This window comes from Clostridium gasigenes, from assembly GCF_017348895.1.
Lineage (GTDB): Bacteria > Bacillota > Clostridia > Clostridiales > Clostridiaceae > Clostridium > Clostridium gasigenes.
The window spans coordinates 2,568,668-2,592,485 of record NZ_CP071376.1; the positions used below are offsets into that span (position 1 = coordinate 2,568,668).

Sequence of the window (23,818 nt, forward strand, 5' to 3'; positions counted from 1 at the left end):
TTTACTAACTGGATTACTAGCAATAAAATTATTTTTAAGGATGTTTATATATATTTAATATTCGCTTTAATTTATACCTTGATTATGTCATTTACAATGATTGGATTTGGATTGATATTTATAAAAAATCCACCAAAAGAAATAAATTCAACTTTGGGATATAGAACGAAAATGTCATCTAAAAATAAGGATACATGGAGTTTTGCACACAAGTATGCGGGAAAAGTCTGGTTGTTAAGTGGGGGCGTTAATGCAATTTTATTCATTATTGTATTAAATATTTTTAAAGATTCAGGTGTTTTTGAAAGCATTGTAAATACAATTACCTCTATTCAAATTGCTATATTACTATTAGTTATTCCTTTTACGGAAATAGCTTTAAAAAAAACATTTAATAAAGATGGAAAAAGGAAAATTCAAGGTTTTCCAGTAAAGAATTTAATAATGTGATATTTACAAAATATGTTATAATTAATAATAATATTAAATTGAGAGTTAGTTTTTAATATTGCAAAGATATGTGAAGTACCTAGATTAAGAAGGCGGTCGCTAAATAGGGATTTAGCTAGAAGTTTATAAAGAATTATTTGTAAAGATACTTGATAATTAAGCACGGCGAAACACTTGAAAATTTAACATAAGGTTAATGAGGGAGAGAATTATGAGTAATAAGAGTCAATGGAATAAAGACACACCAGAGGAGCTAAGGACTAGAATAATTGTAGGAACAATTATAGGGATAGTTATTGTACTTATGGGGATTGGTTACTACTTTTATGCAATTAACTACACAAGTAGGGGGAGAATTAATGATTTTCTAAATAAAAGAGAGGGGAAAACACTAAATAGTAAATTTAGTGAAAAAATAAAATGCGCAAACCTTTCAACTGATTATACTGTTGAACAAACTTTAAAAGACATTGAGACTTTAGAGTTAAACACAATTAACCTACCAATTGTTATAAACATAGATGATCTAGATTCAAGCAATGTAAGTATTTATGATAATAGTCTTCAAAGAGCAAAATTACTTTTAGATAAAATTAAGGGAAAGAAAATAAATGTTATATTAGAGCCATATCCTTGGATTGCAAATGGGAGTAAGTATGAAACAGAGTTTAATCCTACTAATAAGGAGCAATTTTTTTCTAACTGGGAGAATAAGGTTTTAAAACCTATAATAGATGAAATAGCAATTCCATATAGAGTAGATGCATTGAATATTGCTACAGGGTTTAATAAATTAGAGAATATGGAAGATGAATTTTGTAATATGATTGACTTTGCAAGACAGTATTACAAGGGATTAGTTACTTATAGGACTAGCTTTTGGACAACTGCTAATTGGAAAGATGAAGTAACTAAAAAACAAGTTGATGAACTTAATAAAAAGTATGAAAACAAGTTAAATAATAAAATATTTTCAAAGGTGGACTTTATATCAATTGCATCATATTTTGAGTTAACTGATAATGATCTAAATACCGTGGAAAACTTAGTTAAGGCTTTAACTTCTTCTCAAAGATATCTTAGGGAGCAAGAAATTAAGCAACAAGTTGAAAACTTCTATGATAAGTGGAACAAGCCAATTTTCTTTGGAGAATTAGGGTTTCCAAGAACAACTAAAGCATCAGTAGAACCATGGAATCCATACCTTTCAAAAGACATAAGTGGGCAAGAACAAGCTAATTGTTTTAAAGCGTATAAGCAAGTGTATGAAGAAGAGCAATGGTTTTTAGGATTTTCATATTTTGCAGTTGGAAACAAGGATGGGGATAAAATGTATTATCCAAGTGAAAAAACTGTAGAAGTTATGAAGAGTTGGTTTGACGCTAATTAGAAGGAGCGTTAGTTGGCTATTTACTTTGGGAATATGGTCATGGAATTATAGAAGAAAAGGTAAGAAAGCAATGAAAAACAACTAAATTATGCTGCTTATCACAAATACCGTATTATTAAGAAGATGATTGGAATTTATTGTTAAAAATGTTTTAGAATATTTATATATACATATCTAGTATATAATTAAAGCATATAATAAAAAATTAATAAGAGGTTATAGTATGAGTAGAGGATTATTAGATACTATTAAGTAAGATGTATGAAGAACAGCTAGGTGAAGGTGAAGATTATTTAAAAATAAAAAGAACTGTATGTATAAATATTTTGAATTTTAAATATCTAAAAACTACAAAATTTCATACAGGATATAGATTGAAAGAAATGGAAACGCATGAAGAGTTAACAGATATTATTGAAATGAATTTTATTGAAGTACCAAAACTTGAAGAAAATAGTGGTGAAAAAGATCTGTTAGTTGCATGGACAGAATTTTTAAAAAATCCTGAAAGTGAAAAAGTTAGACATTTAGAGATGGATATTGAAGAAATAAGAAGTGCAAAAGATGAATTAATAAGAATGAGCAATGATGAAAAAGAAAGAGAAATTTATGAAATGAGGTCAAAAATACTAAAGGACAAAGTAAGTGCTCTTAATAGCGCTGAAAGAACTGGAGAAATGAATAAGTCTAAATTAGGAATAAGAAACATGCTTGCAAAAGGAATGGATACAAAATCTATTACAGAAATATTAGAGATAAGCGTTGAGTTAGTAGAAGAAGTTATTAATGAATAATAATATAAAAAAATTTTCCATATGGGCTTAGAAGTAATTAACTTCTAGGTCTTTTTGAATGAATATTTCCAACGTGACGTGGTGTTTGTCATACCTGAGTTTGCGAAGGTTAAAATTTACAAATCTAAACAATTACGTTTTAAGGGGAGAATGATATGTTAGATTCATTAATTAAGTCGTTGTTTATAGTAGTACCAATGTTATTAAGTATGGAAGTTTCTTATCTAGAAAGTTCTAAAGGTAGATTACATTATTATGGGCAGGGATCCATGCAATAAAATTAGCTAATGAAGAGGAGGTAGAAGCAATTAATAAGGCTAATAATAATATTGTTTAATAAATAGTAATTTGTAAGGAGTGATAAGTGTGATATTAACTATTGAAGATAAATATCAAAAGGAATTAATAGTAAGAGGAATATTATCTAAGCTACCAGATTGGTTTGGATTGACTGAGAGTATAGAGGAATATGTTAAATGTAGCAAAGAAATGCCTTTATGGGCTGATATAGAAGATAAACAAGTAAGAGGATTTATTACATTAAAAGAAACAAGCCCATTTACTGTTGAACTTTATGTTATGGGTGTATTGAAGGAGTTTCATAGAAATAAAATAGGTAATGATTTATTTAAAACTTGTTATGAGTATTCTAAAGATCAAGGTTATTTATATATGCAAGTTAAAACAGTGAAGAAGGCTGTTATGAGGAGTATGATAGAACAATTGCCTTCTATAAGAATCTTGGATTTAAAGAACTTGAATGTTTTCCTATACTTTGGGATGAATGGAATCCTTGTCAGATTTACATTATATCTCCTAAATAAATTCTAAAAAGTAAATTAGATTGATAAATACATTTATCACAGAAAAAGATACTATAAAAACTAAAAAATGTATAGTACAAAGTAATATACAGTATAACTATACTATGATTAAAGATTTTAAGACAAGACAAGAGATATATGTATAAGTTTTATTTAATTCACATTTTTACTGGAATTATATTCTATAAATTAGGTATAATATAAACTAATAAGCAATTGTATCAATAAGATAATGAATTTTTTATTGAATTAATATATAAATTTATGGAGGTGAATTATATGGGTGAAAATAAGGATAAAAACAAAAACGACTATTATTTCCCCATTTGTACAGGAGTAGGTCTTACGTTTGGCGTAATATTTGATCAGTTAGCGATAGGATTGTGTTTAGGCGTTGCAATTGGTCTTGCTTTAGATAATAAAAAGAAACAATAAATTAAACTTGTTTCTTAGATTTTATTTTTAATATATTATTAATGGGTAATATTATTTGAAAATTTGATAATGAGGTATAGGTATGATATAAAAATAATAGAAAGAGGTGAACTTGATGAGCAGATTCTACTCCTACTTTTAATATAAAAAATGTAAGGAGAATAGTATGATTAAAAAATTTGATTTAAGTAAATTAGAGGAAGTAATGGGCATCTGGCTTGAGACTAACATAGATGCTCACAATTTTATACCGAAAGAATACTGGACTGAAAATTTTGATATGGTTAAAGAAATATTACCATCAGCTGAGATTTATATATATGAGGAAAGTAACATTATAAAAGGATTTATAGGCGTTGTAGAACAAAATTATATAGCTGGGCTTTTTGTGAAAAAAGAATATCAAAGAGAAGGTATAGGGGAAAAATTGATAAAATATTGTAAATTAGAGTATCCATGCCTTATATTAGATGTCTTTATGAAAAATAAAAAGGCAGTGGATTTTTATCATAAGAATGATTTTATAGTTCAGGAAGAACGTATTCATGATGATACAAAAGAGCTAGAATACACTATGTCTTTTGATAAGAAATAATTTGTTTTTAGAATTTGCTAATAATACCTAAAAGTTTTAATATAATTTTATAAAATATTTAATTCTAGATTAGATTATTTTATAGTTGTCCTAAGTGGGATATAATAATAGATAATTAATAGAATAGATTAATGAAGAGGAGTTATAGAATAGGAGGGATATATTATGTTAATATTCGCTTTAATTTATACGCTTATTATGTCGTTTACAATGATTGGATTTGGACTAATATTTATAAAAAATCCACCAAAAGAAATAAATTCAACTTTTGGATATAGAACAAAAATGTCATCTAAAAATAATGACACATGGAGTTTTGCACACAGGTACGCTGGAAAAGTTTGGTTGTTAAGCGGGGGCGGTAATGCAATTTTATTCATTATTGTATTAAATATTTTTAAAAATTCAAGTGTTTTTGAAAGCATTGTAAATACAATTACCTCTATTCAAATTGGTATATTACTATTAGTTATTCCTTTTACGGAAATAGCTTTTAAAAAAACATTTGATAAAGATGGAAAAAGGAAATTTTAAGATTTTCCAGTAAATAAATCAATTAATAGGGGGGCTTAATATGGATATAATTAAGACCAATAGGTTAGTTTTTAGACAATTTACACAAGCAGATATTGATAATTTATTTCTTCTTTTAAGTGACCCAATTGTAATGAAGTATTGTTCAGGTACTATAAATATGATAGGTACACAAAAATGGTTAGACATAGCTATTGAATCTTATGAAAAATATGGTTATGACTATTGGGCGGTGTATGAAAGGGATACAAATACTTTTTTAGGACAAATAGGGATATTAAATCAAGAAATTGATGGTACCCAGGAAGATTGCTTGGCATTCATGATAGGACAGAAATATTGGAATAAAGGATACGTGACAGAAGGGGCTATTGCTTGTATTAATTATGCTTTTAAATATTTAAAACTTGAAAAATTAATTGCTACAGTTGAGCAAGAAAACTTACAATCAATATGCGTATTGAGGAAAATTGGAATGAAGTATATTCGTGAGGCAAATTATGGGGATGAAAAGGTACACGTTTATTCAATCAACAAAAGCGCGTGTCATGTATAACTAGAATTTGAAAATAATAACTATTTTAAATAAAACAGTAATAGAGGTTATAGAATATGAAAAGTATTAATGTACATTTGAAAATTGCAACGGTATCTTTTCTTGCTATTGTTCTAGCTGGACTTGTATGGCTTGGAATAACATTTGTAAGTAGAAAATTTGGAATTAAATTGTTTGAAAATAATGTAATAAGTACTATGGGCTTAGCGAGTTGCATTTTGGTATGTCAGTATTTTGTTATTAAAAAATATAATAATGGTAGATTTAGCTTTGATTTTATTGGATTAGCATTTAAACAAAATAGTTTTAAATTACTTTTTATAGGTATTGGAGTAGGAACACTAATGTATTTCTCTTGGGCCTTAATTTTGATTGTAATGAAAATTGTAAAATTTAAAGGCATAGGTTCTACCTTTTGCCCTGTATATAATGTTACTATAGGCATTATTAGCGCTTTGGTAATGAGTATTTTTGCTAGTTTTTCTGAAGAAATATTATGTAGAGGGATTATTTTAAATCAGTTAATGCAATTTAAGGGGAAAATCTTTGCTCTTATAATAAGTTCTTTAATATTTACAATGTGTCATACCCAGTATTATCATGATTTTAGTGCTTTATTATCCGTGTTTGCTATGGCAATTCTATTTGGGTAGTCTATGTAATAACGGGATCATTATATCTATCTATAGGGTTACATTTTGCTGTAGATTTCTTTCAATTAATATCAGGTGTTTCTAATAATTTTTTACTGTTTGATATTAAAGTGAGTGACTCGCAATTAAGTATATATTTATCAGATGCACAACTTTTTGTAATATTAATACTCATTTTAGTTTTGGTATTAATGGATATTAAAAAAATAGGTTTCAATAGTAAGATTTAATAAATTATTGAGCGATTATTCATTTAGAGATGACTGGAATATGCGAAGATGATATATAATAATTTATTGCAGCTAGTGTGATGAGCATAAAAACATCACGAGAAAGCACCTAGAATTGATATGCTCCCTTTATAGTAGACAGTTGAAATAATAAAAACTGTTTATATAGAGGGAGCATTTTATTATGGAAAGAAAAACTAAAATATTGTCAGAAATTAAGATAGAGGTTGTTAAAGAGTATTTATCAGGAAAAATAAGTGTAGGGCAAATAGCTTATCAACTACAAGTTTCTAGCTTCTCGGTTGAGGAATCGGTATTGTTTCTTATGTATTGGGTCACCCTAACAATAATCCATTGGTATTCGATACATTGGATAAAGCTATCGCTACGAACCCAACTGCAAAACCTATTTTTCATAGTGATCGTGGTTATCAATATACAAATAGAACGTTCAAAAGTAAATTAGATAAAATAGAAGCAACACAGAGCGTGTCTAGAGTTAGCCGCTGCATTGATAATGGACCTATGGAAGGTTTTTGGGGTATACTTAAAGTTGAAATGTATTATCTAAGAAAATTTGATACGTATGAGGAACTTGAACAAGCCATTGACGAATATATAGATTTTTATAACACACAAAGATTACAGAAAAAGTTAAAAAATATGACTCCAATAGAATATCGAAGTCATACTTTAACAGCGTAATTTTTATTATTTACCCTGTCTACTTGACAGGGGGCAGTTCAAATGAATAGGCTATATATATTGGCAATTTCCACTATTGTATATAATATGCTAAAATAAAGTAAATATTGAAATTGTTAAAACAAGGGGATAAGAGATATGGAGAGGAGATAGTTGATGTTTAATATAATGATAGTGGAAGATAATAATCAATTACAAAATGAAATAGCTAATATTTTAGTGCATAATGGATATAGTGTTATAAAGAGTAATAAATTTAATGAAATACCTAAAGTGGTTAAGGATAAAAATCCTGATTTAATATTATTAGATATTAATTTGCCAGAAGTTGATGGGTTTAATATATGTACTGAAATACGTAGTTTTTCTAAGGTGCCTATTATATTTGTTACAAGTAGAAGTACAAATATTGATGAATTAATGAGTATAACCTTAGGTGGGGATGATTTTATTACTAAACCATATAATACTCAAATTCTTTTGGCCAGAATAAATTCACTTTTGAAAAGAGCATATCCAAATGTAACATCAATGGATGTTATAGAGCATAATGGAATTAGTCTAAATATGTTAACAAGTAAAATAAAATATGAAAATAATGAAATAGAACTTACTAAAAATGAAGCGAAAATACTTAGGTATTTATTGATTAATAAAGGGAAAATAGTTTCAAGAGTAGATATTATGGAGTATTTATGGGATAGTTCATTATTTGTAAATGATAATACTTTAACTGTAAATATGACAAGAGTAAAGAATAAGTGTGAAGAAATTGGCGTAAAAGATTTTATAAAAACTAAAAGAGGACAGGGTTATATAGTATGAGTTTAGGTGAATATTTAAAAGGAAAACGGAGTGATATTTTAGTAAATATTATAGGGTTAATTACTTTAATCATATTTCTTTTTAGTGTAGGAAATACATTTGATGCTATAGTAACTGTTTTAATAACTTGGATTACTGTAGTTGTATTATTTTTTATTTGTGAATATAGACAAAGAAAATTATATTTCAAGGAGCTTGAAGAAAGTATAGATAAGCTAGATAAGAAATATCTTATTAGTGGAGTTATAGATTATCCAAGGTATATTGATTCAGTTCCATATTATATAATGATGAAAAAAGCTAGTAAATCTATGATAGAAGAAATAACTAGAGTGAAGAATCAACGTAAAGATTATAAAGAATATATTGAGCAGTGGATTCATGAAGTTAAAACTCCAATTGCTGCCATTAAGATAATAGAGGAAAATAATAAATCAGATGTATCAAGAGTAGTATTAGGGGAGCTTGGAAAAATAGATGGTTTTGTTGAACAAACACTATTTTATGCTAGAAGTGAAGAGGTTGAAAAAGACTACTTAATAAAAGAGATTTCTTTGGAGCAATGTGTTAATGAGGTTATTATAAAAAATAAGCAGTTATTTATTTCTAATAATATAAATATAGAGTTATATGAATTAGATAAGAATATTTATTCTGATAGCAAATGGATAGAGTTTATAGTTAATCAGGTAGTTATTAATTCTATAAAATATAGAATTAAGGATCATTCAGAGGTTAGAATATATACTTTAGATATTAAAAATGGTATTCAACTTATTATTGAGGACAATGGTATAGGAATAGATGATAGTGAGATAAATCGTGTGTTTGAAAAAGGATTTACAGGTAATAATGGTAGGTTAAATCAGAAATCTACAGGAATAGGATTATATCTATGTAAAAAATTATGTGATAAATTAGGGATAGGAATAGCTATAGAATCTCATAAAAACATATATACCAAAGTAATAATCACTTTTCCTAAGGGAAGTTTTTGCAGAGTAGGGGGCTGATAAGGCTCCTTTTTGCTGTAAAGAATATGATTACTATAGTGACAAAGTTGTAACTTAAAAGTAATGTTAAATCGAATTAGATAGATAGTTTTGGGTGTAGAATATTATTGAGGTGAGGGAAATGGAAAAAATATTAAGTATAAAGAATATAGAGAAATATTATGGAAACAAAGGGAATATGGTAAAGGCGATTGATGATATTAGTTTTGATGTTTTTAAAGGTGAGTTTGTAGGGGTAATGGGTCCTTCGGGTTCAGGAAAAACAACATTGTTAAATAATATATCTACAATAGATGAGGTTAGTGCAGGTCATATTTATATTAACGAAAAAGACTTAACTGAAATTACTCAAAAAGAAATTGCTAAGTTTAGAAGAGAAAATTTAGGGTTTATATTTCAGGATTTTAATTTGTTAGATACATTAACTATTCATGAAAATATAGCTTTAGCATTGACAATTAATAGAACTAAAAAAAATGAAATAGATAGTAGAGTAGCTGATGTAGCTAGAGAACTTGGTATAGAAGATATACTTTCAAAGTATCCTTATGAAGTTTCGGGAGGGCAAAAGCAAAGATGTGCTTGTGCAAGAGCTCTAATAACAAATCCTAAACTTATTTTAGCAGATGAACCAACAGGATCTTTAGATTCTAGGTCTGCTCAAATGTTAATAGAAATGATTTCACAATTAAATAAGGAATTAGAAGCAACAATTTTAATGGTAACTCATGATTCATTTACCGCAAGTTATTGTGACAGAATTTTATTTATTAATGATGGTAAGATTTTTACTGAGCTCGTAAAGGGGAAGAATACTCGTAAACAATTCTTCAATCAAATCTTAGATGTAGTTGCACTACTAGGAGGCGATGTTAGAAATGTACGCTAAACTGGCAATTAATAATGCAAAACGTTCAATTAAAGATTACTTAATATATATTGTCACATTAACAATATGCGTAAGTTTATTTTATGGATTTAGTTCATTATCAAGTTCGAATTATACACTTGTAACTGAAGATATGTTTAACTTTGACGTGTTAAAAGAAATGCTTAAATACTCAACTTATGGAGTAACTGCATTGCTGGTATTACTTGTTGGATATGTAAATAAATATATGATGAAGAGGCGTCAAAAGGAGTTTGCAACATATATATTACTTGGGACAGAACAAAAAAGTGTAGCGTTAATGTTCTTTGTTGAAACTCTAATAATAGGAGTAATTTCAATTGTAGCAGGTATTTTAATTGGAACTTTATTTTCTCAAGTTGTGACAGCTCTAATACTTATGACAGCGGGTCAGGAAATAATATTTTCATTTAAAATATATACGGATACTATATTAATTACTTTTGGATTTTTTATAACTATATTCTGTATAATTGGATTTTTCAATATAGGATATTTAAATAAAATTAAGTTAATTAATATGTTAAATAGTGAAAAGAAAACTGAGTTTCAATTTAAAAGAAGTAAGTTTGTATATATAACAGTATTTTTAATGTCTATAGCTTCTTATAGTACTTGCGGGGTCTACGCATACAAGATTTTATATAGTTCAGGTAAGGATGTTATTCTGGCAGAACAAAAAATGATGTTTGCCCTTATAGCATTAGTAGCTTTTATAGTAGGAACATATGCGCTATTTTATTCAGCTTCATATATAGCCATTGTTATTAAAAATAAATGGACAGGGTTTAAGTATGAATACACTAATCTATTTTTAATTGGGGCTATTGTTTCTAAAATAAAAACAGTACCTATATTAATGGCTACAATTTCCTTAACATTATTAGGGTCAGCTTTATGCTTCACTATAACTTTACTAATGTCACAATGGAGCTTAGGCTATTTAGATTATAGAATTCCATTTGATGTAAATATATCAAATCAAAATATAAGTATAACTGACATTAATGATATGCCTAATATTAATTATGATGAAATTGTTGAATATATGGATATTAATAATCATACTTTAGAAAATTATTGTCAGGTTGAAGCTTATTTTATAGAAGAAGAAGATTTTTATATAAAAGATAAAATAAAGATGCCCATACTTGCAATTGGGTTAAGTGACTTTAATACTTTGAGAAAAACATTAGGCTATGAGGAAGTTACCTTAAAAGAAAATGAGTTTACAATGCAATGGGATAAAAAGGTAGACGGAAATAAAATTAAAGAGTATATAAATAATAATTCCCCTATTAATGTTAATGGAGAAGAGTTTAAAGTTAGTTCTAATTCACATTATATAGACAGCTTGGGAGAAAATATTTATAATTTTTGGACAGATACATTAATAGTTTTACCAGATGAAGTATGTGAAGAACTAATGATAGCTAGTACTCAATTTTATGGAAATACTAAAGAGAAAATGAATTATGAAGAAGCATTGAAACTAAGAGAGTTTGCGTCAACTTGGTTTAGGGAAAAGCATATTGATTTGTATAATAAATATGAAGAAAGTGAAGCAGAAAATTATAGCTTTACTGATCCTGCTAAGATTAGAATGAAGGTAGCTGAAACTAGTGTAGTAATAACTATGAGCTTGTTTATGAGGATACTTGGAATATACTTAGGAGCAGTTTTACTAATGATTAGTTTAACAGTTTTAGCACTTCAACAATTATCAGATTCTATTGATCATAAACAAAGGTTTAAAACTCTAAAGAAACTTGGTATAGAGAAAAAAGAAATTAATAAGTTAATATTAAAACAAATAGGTTGTTATTTTGTAATACCTATATTTATAGCAATAATTGGGTTATTAATATTCTTATATAATTATTCAGTAATATTTAGAGACCAAATAAATTTATATATAGGAAATAGCGCATTTATATTGAATATGATTATTGGGATATCATTAATTATAATTATTTATTCATGCTATTTTATGGCTACTTATTATACATTTAAAAGAAATATTGAATAAAATTAGATAGGGATTATTAACGCAAATAAGATGCAGAGCTTGAAAAAAAGTATGAAGAATATAGCAAAAAGTTTATTGTCAAAGGGTATATCAAAATGATATACCCTTTGACATCTAGTTAATGTGAGATAATGAGTATGAAAAGATTTTAGTGAGATTCATAGTTTTATAAGGTCAGTAATGGCAATAGTTTCATCAAATTTCAAATTAGGTTTTGAATTAATAAGTAAATTATATTGATAGAAAACTCTGCATTTTAGGAATTAATTAATTTGACAGTTGACTTAAAGAATAAAAAAATTTACAGGTTATCTATTGGAATTTATAGTAAATAGAGTATTATATAATTATACTAACTTATTATAGTTAAACTAAAATGATTATGCGGTTGTTACTATTAATGAAAAAGTTTCATATAAGGAGGATTTATAATATGGATATTATAATCGAAACTAAAAATCTTACTAAGAGTTATGGGAAATCAAGAGGGATAATTGATGTCAATTTAACTGTGGAGCAGGGAGAGATATTTGGGTTTATTGGACCTAATGGAGCAGGTAAGTCTACCACCATTAGAACACTACTTTCATTAATAAACAAAACAAGTGGTGAAGCTAAAATTTTTGGACTTGACTGTGAAAAAGATAAAGTGCAAATTCTTAAGGAAGTTGGATATTTACCATCAGAAGTATTTTACTATGAGAATATGAAAGCTAAGGATTTACTAAATTATTCTGCTAGCTTTTATGGTAAAGATTGTTCTGCAAGAATAAAGGAATTATCAGAAGCTCTTGAGTTAGATTTAAATAAAAAGATTGAAGATATGAGCTTAGGTAATAAGAAGAAAGTGGGAATTGTACAAGGTTTATTACATTCACCTAAATTAATAATACTAGATGAACCTACATCAGGTTTAGACCCTTTAATGCAAAAAAAATTCTTTGAAATTATAAAGAAAGAAAATGAGAGAGGAGCTACAGTGTTATTCTCATCACATATATTAAGTGAAGTTCAAAAGATTTGTGACAGAGTAGCTATTATAAAGGAAGGAAGAATCATAAAAACTGAAAAAATAAGTGATTTAAAGCAAAGTGCATATAAAAAAGTAACTTTTAATATAACTGATGAAGCACCTAAGGAGTTAAATATATCTGGATCTAAAAACGTTGAAATTAATGGTCAAAATATTGCATTCCTTTATAAAGGTAATATTAACTCACTATTAGATGAAATAGGAAAATTTCAATTAACAAACATAGATATAACTGAGCCTTCACTAGAGGAAATATTTATGCATTATTATGAAGCATAAGGGGGGACAAGACGTTGAATATATTTAAATTTGAATTAAAGTCAGCCTTGAAAAATTCACTTATCTGGCTAGTAGTTTTGCTCACATTAAATTTAGTATTTATGAAAGCTATGTATCCTCTTTATATTGATGCAGCAAAAGATATAGAGCAAGTAGTAGCTAATTTTCCACCAGAATTTACTGCAGCCTTTGGATTTAATATAAAAGAAATATTTCAATATGGAGGATTTTACTCCTTCTGTTCTAATTATATAGTTTTATGTGGAGCAATAATGGCAGTATATTTAGGTGTATCAACTTTTGCCAGAGAGAAAAAAGTTAAGACTATGGATTTTCTTTTTACAAAACCAATATCTAGAGAAAAAATATTTTCATGTAAATTATTAGCTAATATTTCTATTCTTGTAATTACTAATATTGTTTTTACTACCTTAGCTTATTTTATATATGAAAGCAGTGGAGATACTACTACAACAATTGAAAAAACCTTATTAGCTACAAGTGGTTTGTTTTTTACACAATTAGTATTTTTAGCCTTGGGAATTATATTTGCAATATTTGCAAAGAAAGTAAGAAGTATAGCTGGTATAGCGATAGCCTTTGGTTTTGGTGGCTTTATAATATCTGCAGTAGCTAACATTATAGATGAAGAAATATTAAATTATATAGCACCAATGAAATATTTTGCTCCAAATTCTGTTTTTAGTAATGGAGCTTTTGAGATGAAATATGTTATTACAGCAATAGTTATAATAGTTGTTTGTATAGGGACTTCCTTTATTAAATATAAAAACAGTGATATACAAGCTGTCTAGGAGGTGAAGGTAATGAATGTATTAAAAAAAGAATTGAAAACAGGATTAAAACCTTTTATATTTTGGTCAATAGGCCTATTTTTTCTAGTATTTGCTGGAGTGGTAAAATTTACTGGGATAAGTGGAGTGGAAGGCGCATCAGTTAAGGAACTATTTGATAAGTTTCCTAAGATAATTCTTGCTCTTTTTGGTATGGCAGGGTTAGATGCTACATCTATAGATGGTTATTATGGTATTTTAGCATTTTATGCATTGATATGTGGGATGATATATGGTATATCTCTTGGAACTAACATTATTAATAGAGAAGTAGTTGATAAAACTTTTGAATTTATTTTTACAAAGCCAAGAAAAAGAAGTTATATAGTAAATATGAAGTTTATAAGTGCTATTATATATTTAGCAACTTTTAGTCTTTTAAATTATATCTTTTCTATAGTGGCTATAAGAACTTTAGATTTAAAAGAAAACATAGATAAGGAGATATTGTTATTTTCTTTAGCTATATTTATCATTAGTATGTTGTATTGTGTTATAGGTATATTTATTGCAACTGTAATTAAAAATTATGAAAAAGGGAACTTATATGGGAACTTATTTTTCTTTGTAACATTCATATTAAGTATAATATATGATGTCGTAGAAAATGGAAGCATAATTAGGATATTTACACCATTTAAATATTTATTGCCTACAGATATTGTTAATGGAAAGTTTGAAATATTACCTCTTATTGCATCTATAGTTATAATTGTAGCTTTATATATAGTTTCACTTAAAATTTTTGAAAGAAAAGAATTTAGTAACTAAAGAGTATATAGAAAAATATAAAATAGAGTAGATAAAAATGAGAAGTGAAGATTACTGAATAAATAATATTCACTTCTTATTTTTTGTTGATTCATCCAAGGGAAGGTTATAGTAATAGTAATTTTCTAAGATAATTACTAGGAAAAGCAATCTAGATATGAATAATTCACAAGCAAGAATATTATTTGTATTAAGCAAATTTAAAGAATTAAATATAAATAAATTAGGACAGGAATTATCATTAAGTAAATCAACTCTTACTAGTATGTTAGATAGATTAGAGAAATTAGGATATCTTAAAAAGAAATCAAATCATTACCATCTTGGGGCGACTTGAGAAAAATAAATTGGTGAAAATTACGAAAAAGCCATCGGATATGGGACCACCCCGAAAGTTTTTTGCGCTTAATGATTCTGGACGTGAAGAGTTAAAGAAGTTCTAGGAAAAATGGGGATTCGTTTCGACGAAGATCAACCTGTAATTCCTATCATAGAAGCTATTCGTAATTTATTAGCAAACCAACCAGTAGGAAATGATATCTGGGTTGCCATTGCTTGGTGTATAGCAATAATAGTTGTTGCTTATATATTTGCAATGAGGATTTATAAAAAATTATAACCTATCTTTATATAAGTACATTTAGGCTAGAGGAACATTTAATCAAAGGGAAATTGATGTTATCTTAAATGAAGTAATTCCAGAGCTCAAAACAAAAGAATCTATAGGGATAATATCTCCATATAAAAAACAAGCCAATACAATAAAAAGTCAGGTTGAAGGTAATGAAATAGAAGCAGATACAGTGCATAAATATCAAGGAAGAGAAAAAAATATAATTATACTTACAACAGTAGCTAACCAAGTAAATGACTTTGTAGATAATGCAAACTTAATAAATGTTGCAGTATCAAGAGCAGTAAATAAATTAGTGTTAGTAGTATCAGGAAATGAAGAAATGAAAAATAAGCAAAGTAACATTTCAGACTTAATAAGATATGTACAGTACAATAATTATGAAATAATTAACAGCAAAATAAACTCAGTATTTGATTTGCTTTACTTTATAAAAACTATAAATCAGCATTATTAGAAGTAATGAGTAAAAGTAAAAAAGTATCAGAATATGATTCGGAAAATCTAATGAACACAGTAATAGAAAAAGTATTAGAAAATGAATGCTATAGCCATATATCCTATGCAATGCACCAACCATTAAGATTACTTATAAAGGATACATCACTATTAACAGAAGAGGAAAGTGTATATGAAAAACATCCATGAACACATACGGACTTCATACTATTTAATAAGATAGATAAGAGTCCAATCCTAGTAGTAGAAGTTGATGGATATGCTTATCATGAAAATAATGAAAAGCAACTTAGAAGAGATAGATTGAAGGATAGTATTTTAGAAAAGTATAATATACCAATGCTTAGAATAAAAACTACAGGCAGCAATGAATATAACTTGTTAGTTAATAAGTTAGAGAAAGTATTAGCGTAAGTTGAATATATGATACCTCGAAATATTTAAAACCTGCGGCGGTCTTTGCCACGGCTGAGTTTGCGAAGGATTGAGGGGCTTGATTACCTTTAAAAGGCGTGTAAAATATGAGAAGTTGAAGATTCCTTGAGAAAGAATCTTCACTTCTTATTTTTTTCATATTTTCTTTATTCTAATCAAACCCAGCCGTCGCTTTTAGCGATTTAGTTCAATAGCTGTTTATGATAAAAACAAATAAACAAGAAAATTGAAAATATTAGCAAAAAATGATATTATTATAGTGAGTTTTATCTAATAAACAGATTAAGATAAACAATTGAATTAATCGGAATAAAAAAAGTTTATAATGAGGGAGTAGAGGTATGTTGACATATAGAGAGTATGATTCAATTCCAAATGCACATTTATTACTTTCTTCTTTAAGGTCAGTTGGATATACAGAATTAACGGCTATAGCAGATATAATTGATAACTGTATAACTGCGTTCGCCTCTAAAATTACTATCAAATTTGACTGGGAATTAAGAAAAATTATTATATTAGACAATGGAAATGGTATGGATGAACAAACGTTACTAGACTCAATGAAGATAGGAAGTGCAGACCCATACGTTGTAAGGACGGCAGAGGATTTAGGTAGATTTGGAATGGGGATGAAAACAGCAGCTTTTTCTTTAGGAAAAAGACTTACTGTAATTAGTAAGGATGGTGGACAAGTATCAAATGCATGTTGGGATTTAGAGCGTATTGAAGAAAAAAACGAATGGAAAATGGTTATATTATCAAAAACTAATAACGTTGTTATTAGTTCTGTAGACAGTCTTAGTGAATATGAAAGAGGAACAGTTGTAATTATAGATAAGCTTGATAAACTAATTGATGAAAACAATATAGAAAAAGCAGAAGATAAATTTTTCAAAATAGTAGCTAATTTGAAAAAACATTTAAGTCTAGTGTTTCATAGATTTATAGAAGAAGATAGTTTGGAAATATGGGTAAATGGTAATAAAATTGAAGCGTGGGATCCGTTTATATTAAAAAATAGTGCAACTCAAGAGTTAGGTATAGAGGAGTGGTGTGAGGAAGATAAGTTGATTAGAATACAACCTTATATATTGCCGCATAAAACAAAATTTACGTCAGAAGAGGAATATAAAAATGCTACAGGGCATAAAGGTTGGTCGCAACATCAAGGTTTTTATATTTATAGAAACAGGAGATTATTAGTATATGGTACATGGTTTAATATATTAAAAAAAGAAATATCCTATAATTTAGCTAGAATTAGATTAGATATAGATTCAAATAGCGATTTTGACTGGCAGATAGATATAAAAAAATCTAAAGCAGTTCCACCTGTCTATTTAGAAGAATTATTAGATAAAGTAGCTACAATATGTACTGAAAAGTCAGCAAGTGTATATAATTCTAGGGGAACTTATAAAAAAAATATTGATAAGAGTATACCTAGCTTATCATATGTATGGGAACAAAGAAAAAACAAAGAAGGTAAATATTCATTTTATTTAAATCAAAAACATCCATTATTAAGTGAAATTAAGAATTCATTAAGTCAAGAGAATAGAGAATGCTTAAAGGCATATATTTCATTGATTGAAAATTTATCACCAATTATGCTGTCTGGAGTCGCAGATACAATGAATTCAAAAGAAAAGAAAATAGATGATATGGAATTAATAAAAGAAAAAATACATATTAAAAAATTAATAGGTATTTTCAGGGAAAAGGGATTTGAAAATCAAGAGCTAATAGAAACATTATCTAATATGGCATCTTATAAGGGGATGGATCAAGAAATAAAAAGTTTAGTAATGGAGGGGGAATATGATTAATATAAGTAAATTAGATGAAAAAGATATGAAATTCTATAAGTCAGCTTATGAGTTTTACGAAGGTACATTGAATAAAGATGCAGAAAATATGGAGTATGAAATAAAAAATGCGGTTGATAAAACTATGGAAATATTTTCAAGCGTGGTATCTGATGGGAATAATTTGGAAAAATATTTGTATGAACAGATAAGTATGATTAGAGAACAACAACAACCAGTATTTATGACATCTTTAGAGGTGAGAAATTCTGATTGGTGGACTAAATTTAAAGATGAAAAAGTAGCAGAATACTGGAAGAGATATGAACAATATTTATTTGAAAATAAGGGATGGGCAAGAAGCGCTATAGATAAGAGTATTGATAATACTACAGAGCAAATTATGAACGCGCTTGCAGATCCAATTAAAAAAGTAGCAGAAGAACGTAAAGGTATGGTAGTTGGTTATGTACAATCAGGAAAAACAGCACATTATATAGGATTAATTAATAAAGCAATAGATGCTGGGTATAAAGTAATTATAGTTTTAGCAGGAATGCATAATAATTTAAGGGCACAAACTCAATCAAGAATAGATGAAGAGGTTTTGGGATTTGAAACAAGCATAGATTATATATTAAGTGAAATGAAGGGAGTAGCTAATGTAATTGGTGTAGGAACTAAAATAGGTGTAAAGCGTGATACACAAACTTTAACGTCAAGAGATGATAAAGGTGATTTCAATAAGGCAAGACAAAAAGTACATCTAAGCTTAGAAATCCCTACAGTATTTGTAGTTAAGAAACAGTATAACAATTTAGAAGCTTTGGTGGAATATTTTCAGAAACATAAAAAAGCAAGTGTTGAAAAAGATACAAAAAGAAAGTACATAGATGCTAATTATCCATTGTTATTGATTGATGATGAGGCTGATCAAGCATCAATTAATACTAAATATGAATACCAGCAAGGCCAAATTAAAGATAAAAATAAATCATCAACAATCAATAAAGATATCAGGGATTTATTTCATGTATTTGATTGTCGATCGTACATTGGGTACACAGCAACACCTTACGCAAATATATTTATACCTAGTACAATTAATTCAGATGAACATGGAAATGATTTGTTTCCCAATCATTTTATCTTAAGTTTGCCTAAACCACCTAATTATATAGGAGCTCATGAGTTTTTTGGAACTGAAGAACGCGAGGGGATGCCATTAAGAAGACAAATAAAGGCGAAGTCATTATGCTTTGTGGATCATAAAAATAAAACCGTCGGAAATGAACTTCCAGAAGAACTGAAAAAAGCAATAAAGTCATTTATTATATCAACAGCAATTAGGGGATGTAGAGGGCATTTAGGTATGCCAAATACAATGCTAATTCATATTACAAGGATAACAGATACTCAAAAGAGAGTCCATAAACGTGTTGGTAAATATTTTGAAAGTCTTGGTAATAAAATTGTTGATGGACATATAGAAACAATAGCTAGTATGGAAAACTTATTTGAAGAAGACTATATGAAGACTACAAATAAAATAAAAAATTCACATAAAGAATTTATGGAAAATATTAAAGAAGTGAAATGGGAAGAAGTATTTAATGAAATAATAGATATAATAACTAATGATATGATCAAGATTTATAGTATTAATGGGAAAAGTAAAGATGCACTATTATATAAAGAACATAAAGGGAAGCAGTACAATGTTATTGCAATTGGTGGCGATAAACTTTCTAGAGGGCTAACTTTAGAAGGGTTGACGGTTAGCTATTTTACTAGAGAATCAAAAATGTATGATACTTTAATGCAAATGGGGAGATGGTTTGGATTTAGACCAGAATATTCCGACTTATGTAGATTGTATGTACAAGATGACTTGTATGAAGCATTTAGACATATATCTTTTGCTAGTGAGGATTTACGTGAGCAAATAGAGTATATGAACAATATAGAAGAAACCCCAGAAAACTTCGGTTTAAGAGTAGCTACACATCCTATTATGAAAATATCAGGAGCTAATAAAGTACAAAGTGGGGAAGAAAGAAAGGTTACATTTAGTAATGTATTTAGTCAAACTAGATCAATGGATATCAATGCAGAAAAATATGATAGGAATTTTAATGCTGTAGATAAACTTTTAGAATTGTGTGGTAAACCAATAGAAAGATATTGGGAAAGTATAGGAAGAGAGGAAAATAGAAGTGATCATCTGTTCTGGAAAAATGTTAGTGGGTATTATGTAAAGGAATTTTTATTAAGTTACGAAACTTCAAGTCAAGCTAATAAGGCTAATAGTAAGTATATGGCTGAATATATAGAGGACCAAATGAAAAATGGAGGACTGATAAACTGGACCATAGCATTACTAAATGTCGGTAGGAGTGAAGATGTGATACAATTTACTAATTTAAAAGTAGGTTCAGGAATAATGAGAAATAGAATAGAATCTGTTAGTGGTGAGTTTTGTTCTATCCAAACTTTAACACCAGAGGATGTTCAATATTATGATTTTACTAAAGCTGATATGACGCGTATTGAGAAAATGAAAGAAAAGTTAAAAAAAGAAGGGGAAAAATTAACTAATGATTATATTAGAAAGGAAATAAGAAACAGGGAAAATGGACTTTTGATTATTTGTCCAATAGATATAAAGGAAGGAAATGGTTATAAATTACAGGATGAAAAAAGAGATCACAAAGCTCCAATAGGAATAGCGATTGTATTTCCAGATAATAAGAATATTGGTAATACAAAATCTTATAGAATTAATGATATTGGCTTAAGGGGGGAAGAAGATGAGTTATTTGAGTAAAATATTCAATGATATAGTAAAAGACTTTGATAAGGAAGAGTATAGAAATCAAAGTCTTTTATCCAGAAGATTTGCTTTAGATAATGATATTATCTTTATTGCTTATTATAATAATGTTAAAAAGATAAAAGAGTTATCAATAAAAATAAATAAGAACTTTAACAAGGAAGTGATCTCTAAATATCCAGAGTGGAGTGGAATAAGCGTTATGGTTAGTGAAATTGAGAATGGACCAGATAAAGGCATATATTTGTCATTTGCACAATTGGATAATTTAGATGAAAATATATATGTAGCAGTATTGGATGATATTATAGAAAATATTAAGGTGATAAAAGGGGGGGAACATTTAATAAACACTGTGGGAAAAGTGTTAGTTAAATGGAAACAATTTTTTAAGATTCATAATGAGTTAATTATGTCAGATATTAAACAACAAGGGTTATATAGTGAGTTGATATTTCTAAAGAAATTAATAAATATATATGGAGAAAAGGCATTAAATTGTTGGAGTGGATGCAATTCTGAAACACATGATTTTTATATAATGGGTAACGCTATTGAAATAAAGAGTACGAGCTCTAATGAAGCTAATAGTGTGACTATAAGCAATGAATATCAATTAGATTCAAAAGATGTAACAGGAACCCTTTATTTGATGTTTATGTCATTGAGAAAAAGTCTAAGTGATGGACAAACTCTTCCCAATATAGTAGAAGAAATATCGAGCAAGTTAGAACAAGGAACCTCCTTAGAGGTTTTTGAAGAAAAATTATTTAATTATGGATATTTACTAAGAAAGCCGGAGTTATACAAATTTGGATTTAATGAAAGGGAAACAAAATATTATGAAATATGCAATGAGTTTCCTAGTATAACTAAGTATAAATTAGCGAATGGAATATCTAATGTGAGCTACAAGTTATCTCTTAATACATGTGAAAAATATTTAGTTTTAGAGGGGAATGTAATAAGAAACAATGAAGGCGGGATAATATGATAACGGCACAAATGAGAGAATTTAATGAAGAGTTAATTGAAGAAGTAAGAGCGGATGCATTTAAAAATAATATCAGTGGAGAGGATGCATTTACAAATATTTTTGCATCCTATATTGTTGACGCAGGTGAATCATACTTATCTAATTGTAATATTTCTGCATATCAAAAGACAAATGAAAAAATGAAAATTAATGGATACACTTATGATGAGTATTTTCAAACATTAACTTTAGTAATAAGTGATTTTAACAACAGAAAAGAAATTAAAAAGATAGGTAAAACTGAAATTGAAAAGATGGTTAGATTAGCCACCAAATTTTTCAGAAATTGCAAAACAGATTATTTTATGAATATAGAGGAGTCAAGTGATGGATATCTTATTTATGAGTATATAAAGGAAAATCTAAGAAATATAGAAAATATTAAAGTAATACTTTTAACAAATAAAGAGTCAGCAAGACATATACCAGAGGATATTAGAATTGATAATATGATTGTAAAATTTGATGTTTGGGATTTGGAAAGAGTATGCCAGTACATATATCAAAATAAAATTGAGGAAGACTTAATAATAAGATTGCAGAAAAAGTATAACTATGATTTACAAATGATTAAGGTAGAACAAAAAAATGATACATACGAATGCTATATAGGAGTTATACCGGGACAGTATTTAGCTAGTATATATAAGGATGAGGGACAGAGACTTATTGAAAAAAATGTTAGGTCATTTTTACAGGCAACAGGTAAAATAAATAAGGGATTAAAGGAAACATTAACAAAAGATCCAGAAATGTTTATGGCATATAATAATGGAATTTCCACTATAGCAGAAGAATTAATTACAGATGAACATAATTCAAGTGAAAATATTATAATTATAAAAGAACTCAAAAACTGGCAAATAGTTAATGGTGGTCAAACAACTGCATCTATTTATAATGCATTACAAAATAAGGTATCACTAGAAAACGTTAATGTTCAAATGAAACTAACTGTTATTAAAGATAAGAATAAATATAATGAAATCATTAGTAATATTTCTAAATATGCTAATAGTCAAAATAAAATTAATATGTCAGATTTTAGTGCTAATGAAGAATACCATATAGAAATGGAACGATTATCTAGAAAGACTTATGTTCCATCTGAAAAAGGTAAATCTAATAATAAATGGTTCTACGAACGTGCTAGAGGACAATATATGGTTGAATTGAATAGACAACCTACTATTGGTGCGAAAAAACAATTTAAAGAAATGAATCCTAAAAAACAATGTATTTCTAAGACTGTTGCAGCTAAATGTCAAATGGCATGGATGAAATATCCTGATGTAGTTAGTAAAGGTTTAGAGACTAATTTTATTAAATTTTCAGAGATGGTAAAAAATAATGATGTAGAGACTCCAAGTGAAATAAGTTATATTTCTATGATAGCAAAAGTGATTTTATTTCAGGCGTGTGATAAAATTGTTGAAAATTTAAGATTAGGTGGATATAAGGCGCAAGTTAACTACTATACATTAGCTGTGCTATCAGAATTTCATAGAGAACACGTTCAAGATGAACAAATTTGGAGGAATCAAACTATTTCTCAAGAATTAGAATTAACAATAGAAGAAGTTGCGCTTAAAGTTTGGGAACACTTTATGAAACCAGAAGTTAAAGGAATAAATATAGGACAATGGTGTAAAAAAGAAGATTGCTGGAAACTTCTAAAAAATAGATATAAGAATAATTTATTATAGGTTAGAAAGTCGGGATCAACAAAT

Annotated in this window: 25 protein-coding genes and 4 pseudogenes; all 29 read left to right on the forward strand. The window is 27.8% G+C overall.

The genetic code is table 11. The features are described from left to right. Positions 1–84 precede the first annotated feature (84 nt). The 29 genes and pseudogenes from J1C67_RS11965 to J1C67_RS12085 all read left to right on the forward strand — a co-directional run bounded on the left by J1C67_RS11965 (position 85) and on the right by J1C67_RS12085 (position 23,794). Positions 85–450 (forward strand): SdpI family protein, encoded by a 366-nt coding sequence (locus J1C67_RS11965; RefSeq protein ID WP_089966463.1) that lies wholly within the window; start codon positions 85–87, stop codon positions 448–450. A gap of 211 nt (positions 451–661) precedes the next feature. After that, positions 662–1,840 carry a glycoside hydrolase family 113 gene (locus J1C67_RS11970; protein WP_243176750.1) on the forward strand — a complete coding sequence of 393 codons (1,179 nt, stop codon included), beginning with the start codon at positions 662–664 and terminating at the stop codon, positions 1,838–1,840. Positions 1,841–2,097: 257 nt separating this feature from the next. Next, positions 2,098–2,634: an Rpn family recombination-promoting nuclease/putative transposase gene (locus tag J1C67_RS11975; protein ID WP_185169356.1), complete on the forward strand. Its 537-nt coding sequence runs from the start codon at positions 2,098–2,100 to the stop codon at positions 2,632–2,634. A gap of 155 nt (positions 2,635–2,789) precedes the next feature. Next, on the forward strand, positions 2,790–2,912 hold the full coding sequence (locus J1C67_RS19710; RefSeq protein WP_278336631.1) for a hypothetical protein: 123 nt from the start codon (positions 2,790–2,792) through the stop codon (positions 2,910–2,912). Between the two features lie 88 nt (positions 2,913–3,000). After that, positions 3,001–3,465 carry a GNAT family N-acetyltransferase gene (locus tag J1C67_RS11980; RefSeq protein ID WP_244980247.1) on the forward strand — a complete coding sequence of 155 codons (465 nt, stop codon included), beginning with the start codon at positions 3,001–3,003 and terminating at the stop codon, positions 3,463–3,465. A gap of 16 nt (positions 3,466–3,481) precedes the next feature. Further along, a pseudogene (locus J1C67_RS19900) lies at positions 3,482–3,604 on the forward strand (IS1595 family transposase); the annotation flags it as partial. A 133-nt stretch (positions 3,605–3,737) separates the two neighbouring features. Continuing rightward, positions 3,738–3,893, forward strand: a complete 156-nt coding sequence (locus J1C67_RS11985; RefSeq protein ID WP_167866517.1) for a glycine zipper domain-containing protein — start codon at positions 3,738–3,740, stop codon at positions 3,891–3,893. A gap of 166 nt (positions 3,894–4,059) precedes the next feature. Continuing rightward, complete coding sequence (locus J1C67_RS11990) at positions 4,060–4,488, forward strand: N-acetyltransferase (protein ID WP_089964910.1); 429 nt, start codon at positions 4,060–4,062, stop codon at positions 4,486–4,488. Positions 4,489–4,653: 165 nt separating this feature from the next. Then, complete coding sequence (locus J1C67_RS11995) at positions 4,654–5,022, forward strand: SdpI family protein (RefSeq protein WP_167866518.1); 369 nt, start codon at positions 4,654–4,656, stop codon at positions 5,020–5,022. Positions 5,023–5,062: 40 nt separating this feature from the next. Continuing rightward, positions 5,063–5,578 (forward strand): GNAT family N-acetyltransferase, encoded by a 516-nt coding sequence (locus tag J1C67_RS12000; RefSeq protein WP_167866519.1) that lies wholly within the window; start codon positions 5,063–5,065, stop codon positions 5,576–5,578. Between the two features lie 56 nt (positions 5,579–5,634). Then, a complete protein-coding gene (locus tag J1C67_RS12005; protein ID WP_167866520.1) occupies positions 5,635–6,231 on the forward strand; it encodes a CPBP family intramembrane glutamic endopeptidase in 597 nt (198 codons plus the stop codon). Between the two features lie 719 nt (positions 6,232–6,950). Next, a complete protein-coding gene (locus J1C67_RS19905; RefSeq protein ID WP_280526560.1) occupies positions 6,951–7,166 on the forward strand; it encodes an IS3 family transposase in 216 nt (71 codons plus the stop codon). A 156-nt stretch (positions 7,167–7,322) separates the two neighbouring features. After that, positions 7,323–7,991 (forward strand): response regulator transcription factor, encoded by a 669-nt coding sequence (locus J1C67_RS12015; protein WP_167866522.1) that lies wholly within the window; start codon positions 7,323–7,325, stop codon positions 7,989–7,991. Further along, positions 7,988–9,004: a sensor histidine kinase gene (locus J1C67_RS12020; RefSeq protein ID WP_167866523.1), complete on the forward strand. Its 1,017-nt coding sequence runs from the start codon at positions 7,988–7,990 to the stop codon at positions 9,002–9,004. The genes J1C67_RS12015 and J1C67_RS12020 overlap by 4 nt, the downstream gene beginning before the upstream one ends. Positions 9,005–9,125: 121 nt before the next feature. Then, a complete protein-coding gene (locus tag J1C67_RS12025; protein WP_167866524.1) occupies positions 9,126–9,893 on the forward strand; it encodes an ABC transporter ATP-binding protein in 768 nt (255 codons plus the stop codon). Next, on the forward strand, positions 9,883–11,943 hold the full coding sequence (locus tag J1C67_RS12030; protein WP_167866621.1) for an FtsX-like permease family protein: 2,061 nt from the start codon (positions 9,883–9,885) through the stop codon (positions 11,941–11,943). Before J1C67_RS12025 ends, J1C67_RS12030 begins: the two co-directional genes overlap by 11 nt. A 433-nt stretch (positions 11,944–12,376) precedes the next feature. Then, complete coding sequence (locus J1C67_RS12035) at positions 12,377–13,255, forward strand: ABC transporter ATP-binding protein (protein WP_167866525.1); 879 nt, start codon at positions 12,377–12,379, stop codon at positions 13,253–13,255. A 14-nt stretch (positions 13,256–13,269) separates the two neighbouring features. Then, positions 13,270–14,070, forward strand: coding sequence for an ABC transporter permease subunit (locus J1C67_RS12040; RefSeq protein ID WP_167866526.1), 801 nt, complete (start codon positions 13,270–13,272; stop codon positions 14,068–14,070). 12 nt (positions 14,071–14,082) lie between these two features. Then, positions 14,083–14,880: an ABC transporter permease subunit gene (locus J1C67_RS12045; protein WP_167866527.1), complete on the forward strand. Its 798-nt coding sequence runs from the start codon at positions 14,083–14,085 to the stop codon at positions 14,878–14,880. 157 nt (positions 14,881–15,037) lie between these two features. Then, positions 15,038–15,217: a MarR family transcriptional regulator gene (locus J1C67_RS12050; RefSeq protein ID WP_167866528.1), complete on the forward strand. Its 180-nt coding sequence runs from the start codon at positions 15,038–15,040 to the stop codon at positions 15,215–15,217. Beyond that, positions 15,192–15,323, forward strand: a pseudogene (locus tag J1C67_RS12055) (helix-turn-helix transcriptional regulator); the annotation flags it as partial. The gene J1C67_RS12050 and the pseudogene J1C67_RS12055, both read left to right, overlap by 26 nt. Before the next feature lie 17 nt (positions 15,324–15,340). Beyond that, positions 15,341–15,499, forward strand: a pseudogene (locus tag J1C67_RS12060) (ABC transporter permease); the annotation flags it as partial. A 49-nt stretch (positions 15,500–15,548) separates the two neighbouring features. Beyond that, positions 15,549–15,971, forward strand: a pseudogene (locus tag J1C67_RS19485) (AAA domain-containing protein); the annotation flags it as partial. 5 nt (positions 15,972–15,976) lie between these two features. Continuing rightward, entirely contained in the window at positions 15,977–16,162 is a 186-nt protein-coding gene (locus tag J1C67_RS19490) for a hypothetical protein (RefSeq protein WP_243176754.1), read from the forward strand. A 15-nt stretch (positions 16,163–16,177) separates the two neighbouring features. Beyond that, a complete protein-coding gene (locus J1C67_RS19495) occupies positions 16,178–16,387 on the forward strand; it encodes a DUF2726 domain-containing protein (protein WP_423738890.1) in 210 nt (69 codons plus the stop codon). Between the two features lie 362 nt (positions 16,388–16,749). Next, complete coding sequence (locus J1C67_RS12070) at positions 16,750–18,240, forward strand: ATP-binding protein (protein WP_167866529.1); 1,491 nt, start codon at positions 16,750–16,752, stop codon at positions 18,238–18,240. Then, the gene (locus J1C67_RS12075) at positions 18,233–21,046 is read left to right on the forward strand and encodes a Z1 domain-containing protein (protein ID WP_243176755.1); all 2,814 of its coding nucleotides are present in this window, start codon (positions 18,233–18,235) and stop codon (positions 21,044–21,046) included. Before J1C67_RS12070 ends, J1C67_RS12075 begins: the two co-directional genes overlap by 8 nt. After that, the gene (locus J1C67_RS12080; protein WP_167866530.1) at positions 21,030–22,046 is read left to right on the forward strand and encodes a PD-(D/E)XK motif protein; all 1,017 of its coding nucleotides are present in this window, start codon (positions 21,030–21,032) and stop codon (positions 22,044–22,046) included. The genes J1C67_RS12075 and J1C67_RS12080 overlap by 17 nt, the downstream gene beginning before the upstream one ends. Beyond that, positions 22,043–23,794 (forward strand): AIPR family protein, encoded by a 1,752-nt coding sequence (locus J1C67_RS12085; protein ID WP_167866531.1) that lies wholly within the window; start codon positions 22,043–22,045, stop codon positions 23,792–23,794. The genes J1C67_RS12080 and J1C67_RS12085 overlap by 4 nt, the downstream gene beginning before the upstream one ends. Positions 23,795–23,818 lie beyond the last annotated feature (24 nt).

Coding starts and splice junctions, on each gene's coding strand:
- J1C67_RS11965 (WP_089966463.1), top strand. CDS start 85: ATGTCATTTACAATGATTGGATTTGGATTGATATTTATAAAAAATCCA.
- J1C67_RS11970 (WP_243176750.1), top strand. CDS start 662: ATGAGTAATAAGAGTCAATGGAATAAAGACACACCAGAGGAGCTAAGG.
- J1C67_RS11975 (WP_185169356.1), top strand. CDS start 2,098: ATGTATGAAGAACAGCTAGGTGAAGGTGAAGATTATTTAAAAATAAAA.
- J1C67_RS19710 (WP_278336631.1), top strand. CDS start 2,790: ATGTTAGATTCATTAATTAAGTCGTTGTTTATAGTAGTACCAATGTTA.
- J1C67_RS11985 (WP_167866517.1), top strand. CDS start 3,738: ATGGGTGAAAATAAGGATAAAAACAAAAACGACTATTATTTCCCCATT.
- J1C67_RS11990 (WP_089964910.1), top strand. CDS start 4,060: ATGATTAAAAAATTTGATTTAAGTAAATTAGAGGAAGTAATGGGCATC.
- J1C67_RS11995 (WP_167866518.1), top strand. CDS start 4,654: ATGTTAATATTCGCTTTAATTTATACGCTTATTATGTCGTTTACAATG.
- J1C67_RS12000 (WP_167866519.1), top strand. CDS start 5,063: ATGGATATAATTAAGACCAATAGGTTAGTTTTTAGACAATTTACACAA.
- J1C67_RS12005 (WP_167866520.1), top strand. CDS start 5,635: ATGAAAAGTATTAATGTACATTTGAAAATTGCAACGGTATCTTTTCTT.
- J1C67_RS12015 (WP_167866522.1), top strand. CDS start 7,323: ATGTTTAATATAATGATAGTGGAAGATAATAATCAATTACAAAATGAA.
- J1C67_RS12020 (WP_167866523.1), top strand. CDS start 7,988: ATGAGTTTAGGTGAATATTTAAAAGGAAAACGGAGTGATATTTTAGTA.
- J1C67_RS12025 (WP_167866524.1), top strand. CDS start 9,126: ATGGAAAAAATATTAAGTATAAAGAATATAGAGAAATATTATGGAAAC.
- J1C67_RS12030 (WP_167866621.1), top strand. CDS start 9,883: ATGTACGCTAAACTGGCAATTAATAATGCAAAACGTTCAATTAAAGAT.
- J1C67_RS12035 (WP_167866525.1), top strand. CDS start 12,377: ATGGATATTATAATCGAAACTAAAAATCTTACTAAGAGTTATGGGAAA.
- J1C67_RS12045 (WP_167866527.1), top strand. CDS start 14,083: ATGAATGTATTAAAAAAAGAATTGAAAACAGGATTAAAACCTTTTATA.
- J1C67_RS12050 (WP_167866528.1), top strand. CDS start 15,038: ATGAATAATTCACAAGCAAGAATATTATTTGTATTAAGCAAATTTAAA.
- J1C67_RS19490 (WP_243176754.1), top strand. CDS start 15,977: ATGAGTAAAAGTAAAAAAGTATCAGAATATGATTCGGAAAATCTAATG.
- J1C67_RS12070 (WP_167866529.1), top strand. CDS start 16,750: ATGTTGACATATAGAGAGTATGATTCAATTCCAAATGCACATTTATTA.
- J1C67_RS12075 (WP_243176755.1), top strand. CDS start 18,233: ATGATTAATATAAGTAAATTAGATGAAAAAGATATGAAATTCTATAAG.
- J1C67_RS12080 (WP_167866530.1), top strand. CDS start 21,030: ATGAGTTATTTGAGTAAAATATTCAATGATATAGTAAAAGACTTTGAT.
- J1C67_RS12085 (WP_167866531.1), top strand. CDS start 22,043: ATGATAACGGCACAAATGAGAGAATTTAATGAAGAGTTAATTGAAGAA.